Genomic DNA, 19,890 nt, shown 5'->3' with positions numbered 1-19,890 from the left:
TTTCAAAGTGAGATAGAAAAGTTGGAAGGGAATTGTAATCTAAGGCTTAGATAATACAAAACACTATCTGTTAAAAAACGATTTAAAATGTTGCAAAAAGCGATTCGCTAACTATTTTTCCGGTACCATAGCTAAAACCGACTCAAGACTCATACCACCATCAGCTAGACACGGTTTTTCGGTAATAAACCCCCAGCTCGAACAAGACGTTAACGTAGGATAAAAATTATCAAAAGCTTCAGCATTTTTTAGAATAATGTGTTCAGGCTTTCCTCCCCTTGTTCTGACAAAAATCAAAGCAACGATATAACCTTTGCCAAGCTGAATGCGTATTTTATTTATGTCAGACTGACGTGTAGGGCTATTCGTAAGCGGCTCAAAGGCTCCCTGAACATTTAACGGAAGCTGCTGATAACCAGCTCGTGCGAACGCATTATATTGAGAGTGAATCGAATAAGCTTCTAGCGTTTTAATGACCGTTTCAACCAATGCCAAGTCCTTATCTAGATCACCCGTTGATTGATCATTTGTTAATTCAAATAAACTCAACAATTCTTGTTTTTGCTCTTTTGTTCCAATACACCTTACCGCTTCGAGTACTCCGGACATTTCTTTTTGAAGTAATAATGCATTCACCGACTCAGGACTAAAGGCAGATAACCGTGAACAGAAACCTAAATAATAACGTTTTTGCCAAGATTCATCATAATCATGATACGTTTCTTGCTTATCTACACGTCTGTCAAAACATTGATTAAAGTGACCGCTACTAATGATCTGAAACAGCTCGCTGGGTGTTGTAGAGTCATCACGCAGAAAGCTCAGAGTTTGAAATGCGTGGGCTCTCGGACCGTGAACAATCAATGGCGCATCACAAGCATCCAAAAACATGGTATGTTGTGCCACGACATCCCCATACTTAGAAGAAATAAAGCCATTAAATGTGACTAATGTGGCTTGGTGCAAGCCATGCTGTCTGAGCTTGTTGACCAAAATCTTATCCAATAATCGACCTTTTTGGATAGGAGGGCCGCTCAACCAAACATTAAAATCAGGTACGGTTAGTGCCTGCTGGCTTCGCATAGAATAAGGTACATCAGCATTATAAGTTGAGCTTTTTTGACAATGTCTAGGATCATGAAAACTAACAACAGGACAGTCTCTGTGTTTTTGTAACAGCCTTTGCTTAGGTTCATCTTCCATTTGATTATATAGCTCAAAGCCTACTTCAAAAAAGGTTTTAAACATTGCCTCAATCCGAGATCCTTTAAAAAAATATTGACGTAACACTTCATTCAAAGGTTGTATTTCATCATTTTGGGATATTTTAAATTGCTCCAATTGGTGTTGATGAAATTTGTCCCGGACTTTGTGAAAGTCTGGAATAATTTGTGTACCAATACTTTTCAGGATTAATTGATGCAATGGTATGCGGTTTAAATCGTAGATGATCTCATTTTCGAAGTCTTCACTTTTAAACCAATCCTCGGGAGGGGTATCTTTAACCTTCGGGCTCACAATCACCCTCATTCGCCCTAAACGATGTCCACTTTCACATTGTTCAATTGGATTTTTTGGCAAAGAGTTATCTGCAAAAAGTTGCGAAAGTGATACAGATGCATTGCTTAGAGATGCCATTTCGGATTTAAAAGTGTGTATGTTTAAAACCCAAATTCTTGCAAATCCTAAAATAACTGTACAGTTAACATTCGTTTACATAAACACATATCAATGTACTATTGCTTAAGGAAGCCCTACATAAGCAAAAAGGAGCCTAAGCTCCTTTTAATCATCAACTTAATTTAATAATTAAGCTTGCTCTTTTGAACGACGTGGGCGACGTTCACCTTGTGGGCGGTTTGAGCGACCACGATCGTTACCACGACGTTCACCGCCTCGGCGATCACCATTACGGCGACGTGGTGGACGGCTGTTACCACCATCATTGATCACTTGATCGCCTGCTTCACGGATATTCAATTGACGTCCACATACGCGAACCTTTTTCAGGTGTTGCAGTACATCTTTTGGCATACCTTCAGGAAGATCAACCGTAGTTACTGCATCGTATAAGTGGATTTGACCAATGTAACGGCTATCAATATTCGCTTCATTGGCAATCGCGCCAACGATGTTACCTACGCCAACGTTATTATCACGCCCCACTTCAATTAAGTAGCGGCACATTTTCACATCAGGATTATCTTTTAAGCCTTCGGCTTTACCTGGCGCGATTGGAGTACGATCACGGTTACGACGGCCATCACGATCATTGCGCTCACGCTTATCACGCACACGTTCTTGCATTGGCGGAAGCTGTAAAGGACGCTCTTCTTGTACTTTATGTAATAAAGCAGCTGCCAATAAATCGGTATCAACTTCAAGCTGATTACACAGTTCTGCCACCGCTTCTTTCATAAAGTTTAAATCGCCTGCTAAGGTCTGAGCTACCTGCTCACCTAGACGTGATAAACGCTTTTCAGCAACGATTTCAGGGCTTGGGATGCTCATTGGCGCAATACGGCTGTTAGTAGCACGCTCGATGGTGCGCAGCATACGCATTTCACGGTGAGTCACAAACAAAATTGCCATACCTGTACGACCAGCACGACCAGTACGGCCAATACGGTGTACATAAGCTTCAGTATCGTAAGGAATATCAAAGTTGATCACATGACCAATACGTTCTACGTCAAGACCACGTGCTGCAACGTCAGTCGCAATGATGATATCGAGCTTACCGCTTTTCAGCTGATCAACTGCACGTTCACGAGCTTGTTGGTTCATATCCCCATGTAAAGGCGATGATGCATAACCACGCGCTTCCAATTTTTCAGCCAACTCAACACAAGAGTTACGGGTACGAACGAAGATGATGATCCCTTCGGTATTTTCCACTTCTAATACACGAACTAATGCTTCAAGCTTGTTGTGCTGTGAAATTTGTACAAAGCGTTGCTCAATCGACTCAACGGTCGTATGACTAGCCGCAATGCTAACAAGTACAGGATCATTAAGATGTTTCTTAGCCACACGCTTGATCTGCTCTGGCATAGTTGCTGAAAACAGTGCCAGCTGACTGTTTTCAGGCTTATGATCTAGAATCCACTCAATATCATCAATAAAGCCCATTTTTAGCATTTCATCGGCTTCATCCAATACTAATGCTTTTAAGTGTTCAAGTTTAAGCGTGCCACGGCGCATGTGATCCATTACACGACCCGGAGTACCGACGATCACTTGCGGACCACGTTTTAATTGATGTAATTGCTGCCCCATGCTTTGACCGCCATAAATAGGCAGTACATGGAAACCTTTCATGTATTTCGCGTAGCTGTTAAATGCTTCAGCCACTTGCACTGCCAACTCACGGGTTGGAGCTAGGACTAAAATTTGTGGTTGAGACTGCTTGGCATCACAGCTGTTCAATAGTGGTAAAGCAAACGCACCGGTTTTACCGGTACCGGTTTGTGCTTGACCAAGGATATCTTTACCAGCCATTAATGGTTCAATACTGGCAGATTGAATTGGGGTAGGTTTTTCGTAACCTAGCTCGTCAAGAGAGCGCAGAAGGGCGTCGGACAGACCGAGTTCACGGAAGGTTTTTTCATTGGATGACATTAGGTTGTAGCCTTATGGATGCGCAGGAAGCGCAATTTACTTCTAAAGACAGAAAATCAACCTAATATCAGTCGTGTCGATTTCCCGCACCGAAACGAGGGATTATACCAGACTTACTGAAACTTAGCTACGGGTTGTTGAAATTACCTTTAATCGTAATACTAATTTGTGTTCAGCATCTTGTCGCTTTGTGGGTGCTTATTACTTGCATCCAAGAGAGTAGGTTTTTCGCTCGCGACTTGGCTTTCGTCGTGTTCTGACTTCTGTTGACTTGCTTTTGATAGCATATCTCTAAGGGGATCTGCCTTCGAAATTTCTTCTATGCCTCCAAACACGAGTACATTCCGTAATTCAAGAATGAAACTCATCATGCGCCCTTGGGTTATAATTTCAGATTCAGTCATTGGCTCATTAGTTACTGGGTTAACTGGATTCGTTCGCAACGCTGTTTGTAACGCTGAGCTCTCAAAAAGATTACCTGCTTTATCTAAACATGGCTCTTCGAGTTCAAATAAGCCCTTAAGCGTGATAGGGCAAGTCATTCGACTCAAAAAGCTCTGTAAGAATACAGGCCCCATCCGTTGTAAAAACTCATCAGTAAGAACAATCCCAGCCTTTTTTGACCAAGTATAAGGTGCCATCACGCACTCAGTTTGCACTGCTGAAGCTTTAGCATCGTCCCCACGTGTAAAATGAAACTGTTGCCCATAAGGATAAAAAGTGAAACCAACATCTCCCTTTATTTCAGCTTGCGCATCGACCAACTGATCACACTGTTCAAGTGTCCATTTTTGATTGTTAGGTTTACATTCTCCCCTCTTATCTCCCCCCTCAGTTAGCTGCCCAAACAGGGGGATAATATTGAATTGAGTATTCCCTTCAAAGCGTAAACTCAAATTTTTCAATAAAGATAAAGAGCTTGGCTGAATTGAAAAAAATACAACGTTCACTGTTTTACTGGTTTCCTCCGCTAACAAGTCATTAATTTTGGCATGAAATGTCACCTCTTCTTCACTTAACAGTTTGGGCAACAAATACAAATGGCCGTTTTCGGGTAATAACACCGTAAGCACTGCTTGATAATCATTACGTGGAGGTAAAACTAATTGCTGGTTTTCCATAAACATCGGAGATAGTTTATTTTCTTTGGTAAACCTTAGTGCTTCAGTTTGTAACGTTAGATGATCAAATTTATCTAAGTTGACTTTAGGCCGCTTCCGTAGTGTTATTTGGCAGCCTAATAACGGGATACTCAAGCCCGTAGCAGGTCCTCTACCTATAAGATATAAATACAATTCCATACCATCGAGCTGGTTTTGAACAACCCGGCTACGACCTGAAAACCAACGACAGCCAGAATGTGTTGGATCTTCGTCTGTAGATGTTCCACTAGCCTCACTAATCCTAGAACGTTTAAAACTTTTAGGCTCATAATAGTTAATGGTTTTTTTACTATAGGTGAACTTTTCTGGAACTAAATCTTTAAATAGATCGAATATCTCAACTCTAAAAGGACCTGGTGATTCATGTGGTCGAAAAGGAGAAATTAAACGCCTTAAAATAAAACTCCAACTCGTCACTTGAGCTAAATAAGGGAAGACGTGAACTCTGGAATACAAAGGATAGTTTTCTTCGACACAGTCTCCTATCCAATCTATCTTTTTTTGATGAGCTTGATCGGAATTATAATCAAAACTCAGTCGAACAAACTCACTGTATTTATTTTCAACTATTCTAGCGATCAGTGTTTTAACCGTTCTATAAATTGCAGGATCAAGGTTGAGCGTTTTAAAGCTGCCATCTTCATTCCGTTGTGTAATAACTCCCCATTCACCTGATAACAGCGTTTCTGATACTTTGCTGTAGCATTCTAAATGTTCTTGTTCACTGTAGGGGTTATCGAGTAATGCATTCACACTTTGAATAAGCGCTTGTGATGTCGAAAAATGGCTAGACATCTTGTGAGAAGAAGCGATATTGCCAGTACCACTTTTTAATCTATTGGATGTCATGGGAGCATGTGATAAACATTCCGTTTTAAAGCTAACCGTTAGCTTGTCTCCAATGGTGGAATCAACAGCATCATCATTTAAAAACCTTTCCAAAGTCGCTCGGACCTCATTTACTTCATGATCATGAGTTGCAGTATCTGACGCTTTGACAGCCCAACGTGTATGCTCACTGTGGTAAGTTAGAGTAAATGTCCCCAAGTATAATAAACTGTTTTGCCTTGCTACATTAACCCTAACGCTCGAGCCAGCTTTAGAAAGCGCTATAGAAGCCAACCCGCCTTGAGAAATAAATTGATGGGTATTGGCTGACCATAATAATTCTGACGCCATAATTGATTAACCTACTTCTAGCTTTTACTTACTTTCATTTAAAAGAGCACTGGTGATATCTTAGCGGGCAGAATTGTTAAAAAATAGTTAATTATTATTAACTTACAACAAAAACAAACGTCTCCCTACCCGTATCAAAACCTTGGAGTGTAGGGAAAACGCAATGGCGCAGCAATCTTAGGTTTATCTCGAGGTAAAGTAGAAAAGTCTTGGCACCTCATCACGTGACATTCATTATTCTTATCCAAGATATAAAATGCTTCTCTCTCATTGAAACAATGGTGCTTGAATTGAATACGATAATCAAAGCACATCGACTGAAGCTGATTCAATGCCCAAGTACATTTCCGTGGGCTATTTGAAGTTAAAATGGTCTCAAAATGTTCAATGGCTTCGCTGGGTTCCTCGAAATGTCCATCACAGAAATTAAAGAAGTCAATCGCAGTGTTAAATACAATATAATCTTTATTTCTAACTCTAGATGGCGCATCTTCTCGTAAATGTTTCACTTCCCCAAGGGGGAAAGAGCTGCCACCCGAATGTAATTCAAACGATGCACTCGTGGGAATTGTCTTTTTACTACCCAGTGATTCCCCTTCTTCAGGTTTTGATGATTTTGGAATGCATTTTAATTGAGGAGCACTAATTCGATAACGTTCTCCTGCAATAGTAACCAGCCTTTGTTTTGCAAAAGTAGCATCAGGCTCTGCCACAGCGCTCGCTGATGTACTACCAAACGATCTCGCTTGGATAGTATACCCATTTGGAATTTCTTGTGGCTCTTTGGTTCTGAGTAAATTTTGCAATCGATAATAAGCTTGATTGGCAACAGTTAAATCAGTGGTATGCATTATTGTATAAAGCTGCAAATAGGCTTCGTAAGTTCGTAGACCAAAAAAGCGATCTATTTTGCGGTCTAGCCATTTTGATTGAACAGCGGTAACATCAAAACTCTCCCAATTCTGCATTTGTTGTATGTCATCAAAAGGAATTGTGTGTTCCCTTAGTAAACAACAAAATTCCCCAGCAAGAGTAAGGTGTGAAGGATAACAAGTAGTCAAAACTATAAACCAATCAATAAAATAGTGATTACATTATAGCCCGCCACTTTTGTTGATTAAGTGAATTATTGTTCATTGCGTTTATTGGCAGCAGACTGCTTTATGTTCCCAAGACTCATCAAAACCTTGGTAAATTAGGGAAAGAAAATGCTGACATAGTTTTTAATCGTTCAGGCGAATTAACAAAATCGCTGCATCTAATTATTAGAACGTTTCCTTTATTATCTAAAATATAAAAGGCATTCCTTGCTTCAACAGGTTGGGATTTGAACTGTAAACGGAAGTCGTAACAATTGGTTAGAAGTCGCTTTAAAGAAGCGAAACAATCTGGCTCATTTTGAGACCTTAAAATAATATTCAAATCAGACAGTGCTTGACTCATATCATCAAAGCGACCACCACAAAATTTAGATATACCTAAAGCACTCTTTTTTGATACATACTCTTTGTCAGGAATCTTGACATCAACCACTTCAGCTTTTGATGTTTTTATTCCACCAAGGAGAAAAGTGTCGTTATTGGAGTACAGTTGATACTGTGCAGAAGTAATAATCCTCTGAAATTCATCGTCTTCCCACGTTATCAGGATTTCACTTAATTGTATGGCACTGACTCGATAACGCTTCCCTCCGACGATTACTTGCTTTTGTGTAGCAAAGTCGGGATTGGTTGTTGCTTCTGTCATTGCGGGAATCGGACATGCATCAATGGGTTTATCCTGAGTTACAGGAAATTGAGGTATATCAGACTCGAGGGTTCTTAATTTACTCTGCAGCCGATTATAAGCTTTAGAAGCGATATCCACGTTATTCGTATGAATGATGGTATGAAGTTGCAAATACACTTCATCAGTGGGTAGAGAAAAAAAACTGTCTACTATTCGTTTATGTAAACGTGTTCCAACGGTATCCGTGCTATAGCTCTCCCAAGTCAGAGAGTCACGCAGTGACTTAATTTCTTCAAAAGGAATATTTCGCTCAACATAGCGCCCAAAACGTTCACCAACAAGCGTGAGATGTGAAGGGATATATGAACTCAAAAACCTAATCCAATCAATCAAGCATTGTTCAAATTATATTCAACAGCCTAACTTATACCAGTGAAGCATTGTTAATCACACTTCCCTTATCAACTAGGGGTTACATTTACTTCCTTTTCTTTTTGATTTCATCAATTTCGTCAAAGTCCTCATCTGAGCCTGAACCTTCAGGAATTATCTTCGTGGCTGAGGCTTGGTTTCTCTCGACCATTTGTTTTACTGCATCTCCACCGAGCTCTAGCTGCCGTTTTTTTTCATTCATAACACCAGCTAAAGCTGGAACGGTTGTAGGGACCTCTTCAATGCCTTGCTGTAAAAGCAAAGAACGTAATTGTCGAATTTGCTCTAAAAGAATTTCAGGCTCCCAAATATCGGCTTCCGTCATGGTTTCCTTAGTGAGTGGGTTGGTTTGATGCTGTCTTATCCACATTAATAGCAACGGTTTGTCAAAAAGATGACAATGTCTATCAAAACAGGGAGTATCAACACCCATAATGCTTTCTTGTGAAATCGCACAAGTCATACTTTCTAAAAAATTCATGGTGAATATCGTGGCTGAATGCATAAAACTATCGTTGGGTGTTCGCATTAGCTGTTTTGACCAAGTATATGGCGAAATGCTGCACTCTTTCTCAACCAACGACGAACCTTTTGGTTTAAGTGCAAAGTGAAACTGTTGACCATGTTCATAAAATGTAAAACTGAAATTGCCTGTCACATCCGTAAAATCTTCAGCCACCATACTGTAATGCTGAAACGCCCATTTTTCGCCTCTGGGCTTAAGGTTCTGATTATTCAGCAATTGCCTAAAAGGGTTAATGATGTTGAACTGAGTTCTTTCTGAGCATTGAATATTTAAGACATTGAGTAAGGATAGAGAACTTTGTTGTATGGCAATAAATACAATATTCATTTTCTGACTATCTTCATTCGCCAATAATGTATTCATTTTTTTAATAAAAACTGTATCATCTTCAGTCAGTAACTTTGGTAGAACATATAAATGCCCACTTTCAGGAAATAATACAGTCAAAACAGCTTGGTAATCATCACGTGACGGTAAAACGAGCCTTTTACTTTCTAGCCAAATTGGGTTTATTTTATTATCAGCTGTAAACCTCATTAACTCTGCTTCCGTCCTTGGTTGATCTATTTTCACTGCCGATTTATCTGGTCTATGCTGCAGCCTCAACTGACAACCCACTAATGGGATCTCGTTCTGGTCAATTGAGTTTTGGGCGCTTTTCAATCTTCTTTTACCAATTAAAAGCAAATATAACTCAGTTTTTTCAAGATGAACTTGTTTAAGCTTGCTTGGACCATCCTGCCAGCGACAAGAAGAGTATATTGGATCCTCTGTGGTCCATTTTCCACTCGCCTGACTGATTGTCGCTCTATCATATTCTGTAGCGTTATGATACGTATTACTAGTCTTCGAACCTGAATTCTGGCGTGGCACCAAATCAACAAATAAATTGAAAATTCTTGCCCTTAAAGGGCACGGTGACTCAGAGGCAGGAAAAGGAAAAATGGTATCTCTTATGATGAAGCTCCAACACGCTGTTTGCGCAAAATAGGGAAGCCGTTCCTTGTTTCGGTAATGGTCTTCATTCTCAGGAAAGGTATCAGCAAACCATTGTTTTAGTTCTGTTCGATAATGAGGCAAGCCCAAATACTGTCGGTATTTTTGCTCTACGATATTAACGATTAACTTTTTAACCGCTAGGTGTACGGCAGGATCAATGCTTATTTTTACTAAACTGCCATCTTCGCCACGTTCTTTTTCTCCCCCCCACTCTTCGGATAACAGCGTTTCAGAAACTTTGGTATAACAATCTAAATACGCTTGTTCATTATATTCTTGTTCTAATAATGTATTTATGTGTTTGACTATAGCATCTGAAGATGTGAAGTGACTCCGCATTGGACTCTCTTCGATTGCTTGTTTTGCTGGGGGCACTGGTTGAGTCTGTTTTGGTTCTGATTTTGTAACCATCCTAACACTCAAGTTTGTCACTGGGTTGGGAGCAGTACTCCACGCAACAGAAGCTGTTGAAGGTGAGGCGAACTTATACCCTCCCTTGGGAGGTGCCTCATTTAAAAACTCACATAATGCGCCACAAGCCTTAATGATATCAGGGTCTAAACTACCACTACCTTTAAGCTGCCAACATTTATGTTTTTTGTCATAAGCAACAGTATATGTTTGTGAAATCAAGTAACTGGGTACGCCCGAAAGTCGAATACTGACTCTTGATTCTTTTTTTCCGCTTTCACCCCCAACACTGGAGCCAAAGTAGTAAACTGGTTTGTCTGAGAAGACCAAACTAAATCTATCGCCATGAAAGGTATACCAAATATTTCTTCAATCTATCGATACACTATTCTAATCAGTAAATCAGGATGAGATAATGAATTATGGTTTATCTATCATTCTAGGAAAGTTAGGGCGTGCCCTAGTATCAAACGTATGTCTTTGTACTTAGAGGCCGTATATGGCCTCTAATCGAGTGTAAGGAATTACTTTAACATCGGCTTTATAAATCGTGCCGTATGTGACGTAGGATGCTCAGCGACCTGCTCTGGCGTTCCACAGGTCAATATGGTTCCACCACCAGAACCACCTTCAGGGCCAAGATCGACAATCCAGTCAGCCGTTTTGATCACATCTAAGTTGTGTTCAATCACTACCACGGTATTGCCGTGGGCTTTTAAACGATGCAAAACATCAAGCAGTAATTGAATATCGGCAAAATGAAGACCAGTAGTTGGTTCATCCAGAATATATAAGGTTTTACCTGTGTCTCGTTTTGACAGTTCTTTTGCCAACTTCACCCGCTGCGCCTCACCACCTGATAAGGTTGTCGCACTTTGCCCTAGCCGAATATAAGACAAACCTACGTCCATCAGGGTTTGCAACTTACGAGCAATGGCCGGAATGGCATCAAAGAAAACTCTGGCCTCTTCCACTGTCATTTGCAGGACTTCGTGAATGTTTTTGCCTTTGTAACGCACTTCTAAGGTTTCACGGTTATAACGCTGACCTTTACAAGAATCACAAGGCACATAAACGTCTGGTAAGAAATGCATTTCTACTTTAATAAGACCGTCACCTTGGCACGCTTCGCAGCGACCACCTTTGACGTTAAATGAGAAACGACCGACTTGATAGCCACGACTTCTCGACTCTTGCGTACCGGCAAACAATTCACGAATGGGGGTGAATATTCCGGTATAAGTGGCAGGGTTTGAACGAGGCGTACGACCGATCGGACTTTGATCGATATCCACCACTTTATCGCATTTGTCCATGCCAATGATTTCATCGTAAGGCGCAGGCTCTGTGACCGTGGCTTTATTTAACATTCGATGAGCAATGCGATAGAAGGTATCATTGATCAACGTCGATTTACCCGAGCCTGACACCCCTGTAATACAGGTCATTAGTCCAAGAGGAATAGTTAAATCGACATTCTTTAAGTTATTGCCACGCGCACCTTTAAGCTCAATCACTTGCTCAGCATCATAAGGGACTCGCTCGCCTTTGACATGAATTTGCTTCTCTCCAGAAAGATATTGCCCTGTCACTGATTCAGCGCAGCCCATAACATCTTCAAGCTTGCCGCTGGCAATAATACTGCCACCATGGACTCCAGCTCCGGGACCAATATCAATAACGTGATCTGCCATACGAATGGCGTCTTCATCGTGCTCAACCACAATCACGGTATTACCTAAATCACGCAGGTGCTTTAAGGTATTGAGCAGACGTTCATTATCACGTTGATGCAAACCAATGGACGGTTCATCCAATACATACATCACGCCCACCAATCCCGCACCGATTTGACTTGCAAGACGAATACGCTGCGCTTCACCGCCCGACAACGTTTCCGCTGAGCGAGACAGGTTGAGATAGTTCAAGCCAACATTCACTAAGAAGCCTAAACGCTCTTGGATCTCTTTCAGCACCTTTTCAGCGATTTGCGCTTTCTGCCCTGTAAAATTCAAGTGGTCAAAATAGTCTTTAGCCTCACCAATCGACCAAGTGGTGAGCTCAGGTAAATTTACTTTTTCGATAAATACGTTACGTGCTTCTTCTTTTAAGCGTGAACCGTTACAGCTCTGACAAGGTTGAGTGTTAATGAACTTAGTCAGTTCTTCACGCACCGAGTTACTTTCCGTTTCTCGATAGCGGCGATCCATATTGTTCAATATGCCTTCGAATGGGTGATTACGATTCACCACATCACCTTTATCATTCACATACTTAAAGGCTATTTTTGTTCGACCCGATCCATAAAAAACGATTTTTTTAATTTTATCGTCGAGCTGCTCAAATGGTGTTTCTACATCAAAATCATAATGCTCACCCAAAGACTTAAGCATTTGGAAGTAATAAAAATTTCGACGATCCCAACCTCGAATTGCACCACCGGCAAGTGATAACTCACTGTTAACCACCACTCGCTCAGGATCAAAAAACTGCTGCACACCTAGGCCATCACAAGTGCCACATGCTCCAGCAGGATTGTTGAATGAAAAGATCCTTGGCTCTAACTCTGTCATCGAGTAACCACAATATGGGCAAGCAAAGTTGGCCGAAAATACTAATGGCTCTTGCTCATCACCTTCTTGCATAGGCGCTACTAATGCCAAGCCGCCTGACAACTCCAGCGCTGTTTCAAAAGATTCTGCCAAGCGCTGTTTAATGTCGTCACGTACTTTAAAACGATCCACAACCACTTCAATGGTGTGTTTAACGTGCAAGTCTAGCGTTGGAGGGTCGGACAAATCACACACTTCACCGTCAATACGAGCGCGAATGTAGCCCTGCGCTTCAAGGCTTTCTAATAGCTTAACGTGCTCACCTTTACGACCATTTACCACTGGCGCTAACAGCATTTGACGACTGCCTTCTGGAAGCTCTAATACCTTGTCTACCATCTGACTGACGGTTTGCGCGGTTAACGGTTGGTGGTGTGTCGGACAGCGTGGCTCGCCGACTCTGGCGTATAGAAGACGCAGATAATCGTAAATTTCAGTAATGGTACCCACGGTTGATCGTGGATTATGAGATGTGGATTTCTGCTCGATAGAAATGGCTGGGCTTAAGCCCTCAATATGATCCACATCAGGCTTTTCCATCAAACTCAAAAACTGACGAGCATAAGCCGATAATGATTCCACATATCGACGCTGACCTTCGGCATATAAGGTATCAAATGCTAGCGATGACTTACCTGAACCTGACAATCCAGTGATCACGATTAACTCATCTCTTGGAATGGTTAGGTTGATGTTTTTGAGGTTATGAGTTCTGGCGCCGCGTATTTCGATCTTATCCATCAAGCTCTCGTTTTTATCTCAAAAGTACTGAAAGGATATACAGTATGCCAGAAGTAATTTGTCAGTGTAACCTCTCTACCAAAATCATTACCCGAATGGATTCAGCATCAACAGCAACTAATTTCTCTTTCCCATTAATTCTTGTTTATAAACTTTTGCGTTCGAGAATCCTCGTTTACAATAAAAACACTATTAAAATAAAGTGTTAGTTGAGGGTATCTATTAGGGCATGCCCTAAATTTTTAAACTCTCTGTTTCCGTATGCTATTATGCGCTGCTTTTAACTGAATTGAGCAGATTCAACTTTTAATTATCATTCAATTCAAATAGGTATCACTCTTCCATTTTTATCTTCAAGGTTTTTTAACATGCAAAGTAATGGCTTATCTGCAGTTGAAAAGAAAGTAGCCGCTTCTCTTGCCAGCGTCTTTGGTTTGAGAATGATGGGACTTTTCATGATCATGCCAGTGTTTGCCCTTTATGGTCAGCACTTAACCGGATTTTCTCCGTTCTTAGTGGGCGTAGCCATTGGCGCTTACGGATTAACTCAAGCCTTACTACAAATCCCAATGGGGATCTTATCCGATAAATTCGGCCGTAAACCTGTGATTATCGGCGGCTTGATTGTCTTTTCCATCGGCAGCCTAGTCGCTGCCAGTGCCACGAGTATTTACATGGTGATTGTGGGTCGTGCTTTACAAGGTATGGGGGCGATTGCCGCTGCTGTGCTTGCTTTAGCTGCAGACCTAACTCGAGATGAACAACGCACCAAAGTGATGGCCGTTATCGGTATGTGTATTGGGTTTTCTTTTGCACTCGCCTTATTGCTTGGGCCGATTGTCGCTCATCACTTAGGGTTATCAGGCCTATTCATTATGACGGCGATTTTTGCAGTTATTGGTGTTTTGATCGTGCAATTTTTTGTGCCTAACCCTGTCCGTCATGCCCCTAAAGGTGACACTGTGGCCGCACCTGCTCGTTTGCTCACCATGTTAAAAAATCCGCAACTCATTCGCCTTGATGCGGGTATTTTTATCCTTCACCTAACCCTAACTGCAGTATTTGTAGCCTTACCCTTTGTATTGGTTCACGCTGGTTTTGCCAAAGAGAATCACTGGAAGCTTTACTTCCCAACTTTCATTGGGGCTTTTTTCTTAATGGTGCCTTTGATCATCATTGGCGTTAAAAAGAAAAACACCAAAGCCACGTTTCAAATCTCATTACTGATCATGTTAGCCTCCCTTGCTATATTGGCCTTATTTGAAAATCAATTTTGGCTGATTGCATTAGGGATCTTACTTTTTTTTACTGCCTTTAATTATCTTGAAGCATCATTACCCAGTTTGATTGCCAAATTTTGCCCAGCAGGAGATAAAGGTTCAGCCATGGGAGTGTATTCCACCAGCCAATTTTTAGGCGCCTTTTGTGGCGGTTTATTAGGTGGGAGCATGTATCAATGGGTTGGTGCTAACGGTGTATTTATCGTGGCCTTGGTATTAGTGGGAATTTGGCTATTATTATCTTTAGGCATGGAAAATCCCGTACTGTTAAAAAGCTATACGCTCTCCACCAAAATCCGAGATAAAGCCCACGCCCAAGAGATAGCCGCTCAGTTATCAGCTCTGACTGGCGTTGCTGAAGCCATATTGATCACAGAAGAACAAGCCGCCTATCTCAAAGTGACCGATCAATTTGAATTGGAAAGTGCACAAGCAATTTTAAAGAGCTCAGATTGAATTAACTAACAAAAAAGCATACTCTAGCCGTTATGCATGTAAGAAAAAAATATTAAACTCGCAGGAGAAAATCATGGCCAGCCGTGGTGTGAACAAAGTAATTTTAGTGGGTAATTTAGGGCGCGATCCTGAAGTTCGTTATATGCCAAATGGCAATGCGGTAGCCAATTTTACCATTGCAACCAGTGAAACTTGGAAAGATCAACAAGGTCAGCAACAAGAGCGTACCGAGTGGCATAACATCGTTATGTATCGTCGCTTAGCTGAAATTGCAGGTGAGTATCTGAAAAAAGGCGCTAAGGTATACGTTGAAGGTCGCCTGCAAACCAGCAAATGGCAAGATCAACAAACGGGTCAAGATCGTTACAAAACTGAGATTGTTGGTAACGAAATGCAAATGCTTGATAGCCGACAAGGTGGTGGCATGAATGCCAACCAAGGTGGTTATGGTGCCCCTAAACAAGCACCAGCCCAGCAGCCACAAACTTCTGGTTACGGTGCCCCGCAACAACTGCAGCAACAAAGCTATCAACCGCAACAGCCACAGCAGAGCTATCAGCCTCAGCAACAAGCTCCTGCACAACAGGCACCAGCGCAACAAGCTAAACCTGCTCAAGCACCTCAGCAACAGCCTGCTCAGCAAAATTATACGCCAAACTTGGATGATGGTTGGGACGACGATATCCCGTTTTAGGAGTTGTAATAAGTAACACTATAAAGATAAAGCTTAACTCTCTTGTAACCCGCTATTATGGCGGGTTTTTCATTTCTGCAACCAAACTTAAGCTAAAATTAATGTTTATTAATCAATATTTTATTTCTCACCCTATTAAATTACTTTAATTACTTTAGGAGCAATGTTTAAATTCAATCTATTGGAGTCATCATGTCCGCGTCACAAATACCCTCTTCTTCTACCACAGGGGTTCAATGGTCTGAAGAAGCAACACAAAATGCTTCTGTTGGAGGAGTTAACCTTCCAAGAATACTTAATGACACTATGGATGCTTCAAGTCAATGGGATTTGTTAGGGATCATGTTAAAGATTCCATCATATAAAACTGCTAACTTTGCCGATAAGTATTATCATGATACAGAAAGATGCTATTCCGCATTGTTGGAACACTATTTTCAGAGCGCGGAGGGGACTGCTACAAACAAAATAAACCGTTTTTTTGAGCTATTTAGAACTGGCAAAGACTGTGGTTTTCTCGCAAACGGGCCAATTTATACTGTCGTTACAAAAAATATGGCTGCTGACCCCACCTATTACCTAAAAACCTCATCGCCTTATACCGCAGTAACAGCCTCTTCCCACCGCCCCCGTACTCAGGAACAGTTAAGCACTGAAATCGCACAATTAAAAGATTTGAGTTCGGCCAAAAGCGTTGCTCAAGGATACTTAGATGCATATAAGCGGCTTCAAGACACTTTAAAAACAACTCAACAACATCATCAACAAAAGCTTGCTGAAGTAAACAATGTGATCCAAAGACAAAGTTCAACGATTCGTGATTTACAACAAAAATTATCTCAGTCTGAACAAAATAATCAGGTTCTCAAAAGTCATCATAGTGACGGCAAGGTGGAGATCTTTAAGTTTGAGGAAACAATTCAACGATTAACAGAAGAAAATCGGCAATTAAAACTGCACCTTCAAGCACAAGATTTACCGCCTGCTAAACAAGTTCAACCGAGACTGGCAACGTCCGGATTAAGCCAAGAGCAGCATCGACTCGTTGAACATCATGCCTTGCGACTCACTACCAAGTCACTTCCGCATGCTATAAAAGATGTTTATAATCCTCTCGTTGAGGTTTCAATGCTATGGCGACAAATAGGTACAAACCTCAGCATTACTGAAAATGATTTAGAGTCAATTGACTCAATGCACCGTGATCCCAAATCAAAACTTATTGCTGTTATTAACAAAGCGAACTCTGGAATAGCTTACGTGAAAAGCCTTGGGAACGGGGTTCAAGGATTTGCAAGAGGAGTATACACAGCACTACTTCTTAATGGTAAACAGTCGGAGTTTACTCAAATTTCTCAAGAATATGAGAAGCTTTTCTCGAATTAATCTCCCTCAGAATTGGGACATGAGCACCAATAAAATCGGAAAATCAATTTAAATGAAAATATATACTCGTGATACCTGAAGATGCGGGATTTCAGGGCTTATTTAAGTTCACGGGTATATTTCAGTCGAAGATACAACAGACATAGTGTTAATTTCTTAATATTTTGATCAACGACTCTGTTGTTCTTAATGTTAATGCTGCAATTGTTAGAGTGGGGTTAGCTGTACCAGAGGTTGGAAATACACTCGAACCAAGAATATATAAATTTTTATGCTCATGGGTTCGGCCACTAGGTAAAACCACCGAATCCCAAGCGCTTAATCCCATTTTACAAGTTCCCATGATGTGTCCAGACGAGAGCACTTCAGGAATATGCAGAATTTCGGAGGCCTGAAGCTTAGTAAACATGGCTTCAAAGCACAGATTGATATCTTTTAACCCCTTTTGTTCATATTCCGTAAAATGGTAATAAATCTCTGGGTGAGGTAAACCAAATTTATCAGACCGATGTCGACTTAAACTCACTCGATTTCTGTAATTTGGTAATTGCTCAATAGCGCCATCTATCAAGATTTGTCTTTGGATTCTATCTTTCAACACCTGTTGTAGTTCATCTCCATATTTAAATTCTTTAACTGGGTTTTTAAAATCAGCATACGGACTGACGTGAGGAGATGCCCAACCATTATTGTGAATGTTAATCCGATAACTGGAAAAGTGTTTTCGAAAGTCTCCAGTCCTAAACGACTCAATACTCGACGTTGCTATAGGGCCTCTAAAACCATATACAGGCACAGGAGACAGACATTGTGATATCACTAAAGGATGATCCATCAAATTTCGCCCTACCATATCACTTCTATTAGCAAGTCCTTTTGGGTACCTTGCTGACTTTGACATCAGTAGAATCTTGGGAGTTTCGATAGCATTAGCGGCAAGCATAAAATATTTTGCAGTTAGTTTATGCTCATGACCATCCCAATCTAAGTACCTCACACTGCGAATTCGACCATGATGTTCATCCAACCGATGAACCACCGCTTTTGCAATTATCGCCGCCCCATGTTTTTTCGCTAAGTTAATGTGGGTATTCGCCTCATATTTGGCTCCTGTTGGGCATAAAGGAATGCAACTGCCGCTGCCTTTACACCACGGTTGTTTAGCTTGTGGTGCAACGGATACTTTTAGCGGTATATCGTGGTATAACAAGCCATCACAATTTTGCGACAAAACCTGATCCAAATAACTTTGCTTAAGGGGAGGATTCGGATAATCCGTACTTCTATCTGAGCCAGCATCGAAAGTCGAGTCTCCTGACACTCCAAGTGCGTTTTCTGCCTGTCCATAATAAGGCTCAATTTGCTGATAATTCAGTGGCCAATTTACACCCACACCAAAATGTTTTTTGAGGGAGAAATCTTCAGGTAAAAAGCGCGGGCAAATGCCCATCCAATGCCATGTCGTCCCACCTACAATGCGCTGATAAAAACCTTTAAAGGGTTCAGGCCCGGTTTGAACATAATAATTTGAGGTGTCGTTTGCATTTGGCTTTGGGGCTTCAGGATGAAATTGATACGGTGTATCAATCCCTTGAGAAGCACCAGCGATACGAAACTTTTGTGCATGTTTCTCTCTGTCTTTAAAGTAAGGACCAGCTTCAAGCACAATGACTTTGATATTTGCTTGGCTCAACTTCCACGCGGCCAGAGCACCAGCTACTCCCGAACCAATAATGATAACCTCGGCATCATGAGTCATAATGCAATCTTCAAACTAGGCGCTGGTGGCACCGACCAATCTCTGTCATCAGGGACACAAGGTGGCGTTGCTGAAATGATCTGCCAAATCAAGCCTTGTTGATATGCGAGGTCTTGAACGTCCAAGGCAGGTTTAGAATGGAGAAATTTCCCTAAAAACCATAACTTGAGTATAGCTTTAGAAAAAGAGCGGTATTGCTGCAAAATTTGGGTTAATTCGACGGGGGTGCTGGCTTTCCTAAAACTGGATTCAAGGTCTGCAATGGCTTTTTTACAATAAGCATGACCAAACTGAGCGATTAACTCTGTGTGGAAAGGCTTAACCAATGATTCGTTTATCTTGGTAAATCCGGTAAGAAAAGAAGATACATATAGAAAACCTGTCGGCTGATTGGGCTCACCAGCAACAGCCAGATTTATCCACTGAGGAAAAAAAGCCGTAAAGCCGAGGCTTGATGCGATTAAGCTTAATGTTTCTCGTCTCGTCAACATCTCAAGCTCTCAAGTTTTAAATAACTTGATGTTACGCCTTTAAGGCTGACAAATGCCTTTCATTAATTCACTTTAGTCCATCCAACTATTGTCAATTTGACTCTTTATTCAAAATATATATGATAAATATGCCATTAAAATGGCCAACCTATAATTGTAGTTGCTAATTAAAGCTGAAGTAATTTGTCGTAACAGGTTGAATGTTAATGAAATAATAATATTGGAACATCAAATGAAACTAAAACGAGTTACAACCAAAGTTATCAATAGTGCTTTACTGCTGTTTCCCCACAACTTACAGGCAAAATCTAAATTTTGCAGACTGTCGCAAAGCAGGTTTCTTGAGTCACAAACTCTGCTGATGTCATCATTCTGCTTAGCATGTAGAAGCAAGCAAAACCTCAACCCTGTA

General features: G+C 41.1%; 12 protein-coding genes and 1 pseudogene. 4 read left to right on the top strand and 9 right to left on the bottom strand.

The window, feature by feature from the left end; all coding sequences use genetic code 11:
- Positions 1-111 precede the first annotated feature (111 nt).
- The 7 genes from D5018_RS11620 to uvrA form a co-directional block, all read right to left on the bottom strand.
- A complete protein-coding gene (locus D5018_RS11620; RefSeq protein ID WP_121839175.1) occupies positions 112-1,638 on the bottom strand; it encodes a hypothetical protein in 1,527 nt (508 codons plus the stop codon).
- 171 nt (positions 1,639-1,809) lie between these two features.
- On the bottom strand, positions 1,810-3,621 hold the full coding sequence (locus D5018_RS11615; RefSeq protein WP_121839174.1) for a DEAD/DEAH box helicase: 1,812 nt from the start codon (positions 3,619-3,621) through the stop codon (positions 1,810-1,812).
- Positions 3,622-3,782: 161 nt separating this feature from the next.
- Positions 3,783-5,963 (bottom strand): RING finger protein, encoded by a 2,181-nt coding sequence (locus D5018_RS11610; RefSeq protein ID WP_121839173.1) that lies wholly within the window; start codon positions 5,961-5,963, stop codon positions 3,783-3,785.
- 134 nt (positions 5,964-6,097) lie between these two features.
- On the bottom strand, positions 6,098-6,931 hold the full coding sequence (locus D5018_RS11605; RefSeq protein ID WP_121839172.1) for a hypothetical protein: 834 nt from the start codon (positions 6,929-6,931) through the stop codon (positions 6,098-6,100).
- Between the two features lie 211 nt (positions 6,932-7,142).
- The gene (locus D5018_RS11600; RefSeq protein WP_121839171.1) at positions 7,143-8,063 is read right to left on the bottom strand and encodes a hypothetical protein; all 921 of its coding nucleotides are present in this window, start codon (positions 8,061-8,063) and stop codon (positions 7,143-7,145) included.
- 106 nt (positions 8,064-8,169) lie between these two features.
- Positions 8,170-10,389: an RING finger protein gene (locus D5018_RS11595; protein WP_121839170.1), complete on the bottom strand. Its 2,220-nt coding sequence runs from the start codon at positions 10,387-10,389 to the stop codon at positions 8,170-8,172.
- 194 nt (positions 10,390-10,583) lie between these two features.
- Positions 10,584-13,412: an excinuclease ABC subunit UvrA gene (gene uvrA, locus D5018_RS11590; protein WP_121839169.1), complete on the bottom strand. Its 2,829-nt coding sequence runs from the start codon at positions 13,410-13,412 to the stop codon at positions 10,584-10,586.
- Between the two features lie 317 nt (positions 13,413-13,729).
- Here uvrA and D5018_RS11585 point away from each other — a divergent pair.
- The 3 genes and pseudogenes from D5018_RS11585 to D5018_RS11575 form a co-directional block, all read left to right on the top strand.
- Positions 13,730-15,148: pseudogene (locus D5018_RS11585) on the top strand (MFS transporter); the annotation flags it as partial.
- Between the two features lie 73 nt (positions 15,149-15,221).
- Complete coding sequence (locus D5018_RS11580; RefSeq protein ID WP_121839167.1) at positions 15,222-15,842, top strand: single-stranded DNA-binding protein; 621 nt, start codon at positions 15,222-15,224, stop codon at positions 15,840-15,842.
- A 192-nt stretch (positions 15,843-16,034) separates the two neighbouring features.
- Positions 16,035-17,228, top strand: coding sequence for a coiled-coil domain-containing protein (locus D5018_RS11575; RefSeq protein WP_121839166.1), 1,194 nt, complete (start codon positions 16,035-16,037; stop codon positions 17,226-17,228).
- A 148-nt stretch (positions 17,229-17,376) separates the two neighbouring features.
- On the opposite strand, the gene D5018_RS11570 is transcribed toward D5018_RS11575, so the two are convergent.
- Both D5018_RS11570 and D5018_RS11565 read right to left on the bottom strand, forming a co-directional pair.
- Positions 17,377-18,987, bottom strand: a complete 1,611-nt coding sequence (locus tag D5018_RS11570; protein WP_121839165.1) for a GMC family oxidoreductase — start codon at positions 18,985-18,987, stop codon at positions 17,377-17,379.
- Positions 18,984-19,478 (bottom strand): sugar dehydrogenase complex small subunit, encoded by a 495-nt coding sequence (locus D5018_RS11565; RefSeq protein ID WP_121839164.1) that lies wholly within the window; start codon positions 19,476-19,478, stop codon positions 18,984-18,986. The genes D5018_RS11570 and D5018_RS11565 overlap by 4 nt, the downstream gene beginning before the upstream one ends.
- 232 nt (positions 19,479-19,710) lie before the next feature.
- On the opposite strand from D5018_RS11565, the gene D5018_RS21990 reads away from it, so the two are divergent.
- Positions 19,711-19,890 (top strand): hypothetical protein (locus D5018_RS21990; protein ID WP_207819285.1); only part of this gene is annotated, 180 nt, incomplete at its 3' end.

The sequence above is a fragment of the Parashewanella curva genome (assembly GCF_003675895.1).
In the GTDB taxonomy this organism is placed as follows: Bacteria; Pseudomonadota; Gammaproteobacteria; order Enterobacterales; family Shewanellaceae; genus Parashewanella; species Parashewanella curva.
The sequence above is the reverse complement of the archived record's forward strand: the minus strand, read 5'-3'. Positions and strand labels throughout refer to the sequence as shown.

Coding starts and splice junctions, on each gene's coding strand:
- D5018_RS11620 (WP_121839175.1), bottom strand. CDS start 1,638: ATGGCATCTCTAAGCAATGCATCTGTATCACTTTCGCAACTTTTTGCA.
- D5018_RS11615 (WP_121839174.1), bottom strand. CDS start 3,621: ATGTCATCCAATGAAAAAACCTTCCGTGAACTCGGTCTGTCCGACGCC.
- D5018_RS11610 (WP_121839173.1), bottom strand. CDS start 5,963: ATGGCGTCAGAATTATTATGGTCAGCCAATACCCATCAATTTATTTCT.
- D5018_RS11605 (WP_121839172.1), bottom strand. CDS start 6,931: ATGCAGAATTGGGAGAGTTTTGATGTTACCGCTGTTCAATCAAAATGG.
- uvrA (WP_121839169.1), bottom strand. CDS start 13,412: ATGGATAAGATCGAAATACGCGGCGCCAGAACTCATAACCTCAAAAAC.
- D5018_RS11580 (WP_121839167.1), top strand. CDS start 15,222: ATGGCCAGCCGTGGTGTGAACAAAGTAATTTTAGTGGGTAATTTAGGG.
- D5018_RS11575 (WP_121839166.1), top strand. CDS start 16,035: ATGTCCGCGTCACAAATACCCTCTTCTTCTACCACAGGGGTTCAATGG.
- D5018_RS11570 (WP_121839165.1), bottom strand. CDS start 18,987: ATGACTCATGATGCCGAGGTTATCATTATTGGTTCGGGAGTAGCTGGT.
- D5018_RS11565 (WP_121839164.1), bottom strand. CDS start 19,478: ATGTTGACGAGACGAGAAACATTAAGCTTAATCGCATCAAGCCTCGGC.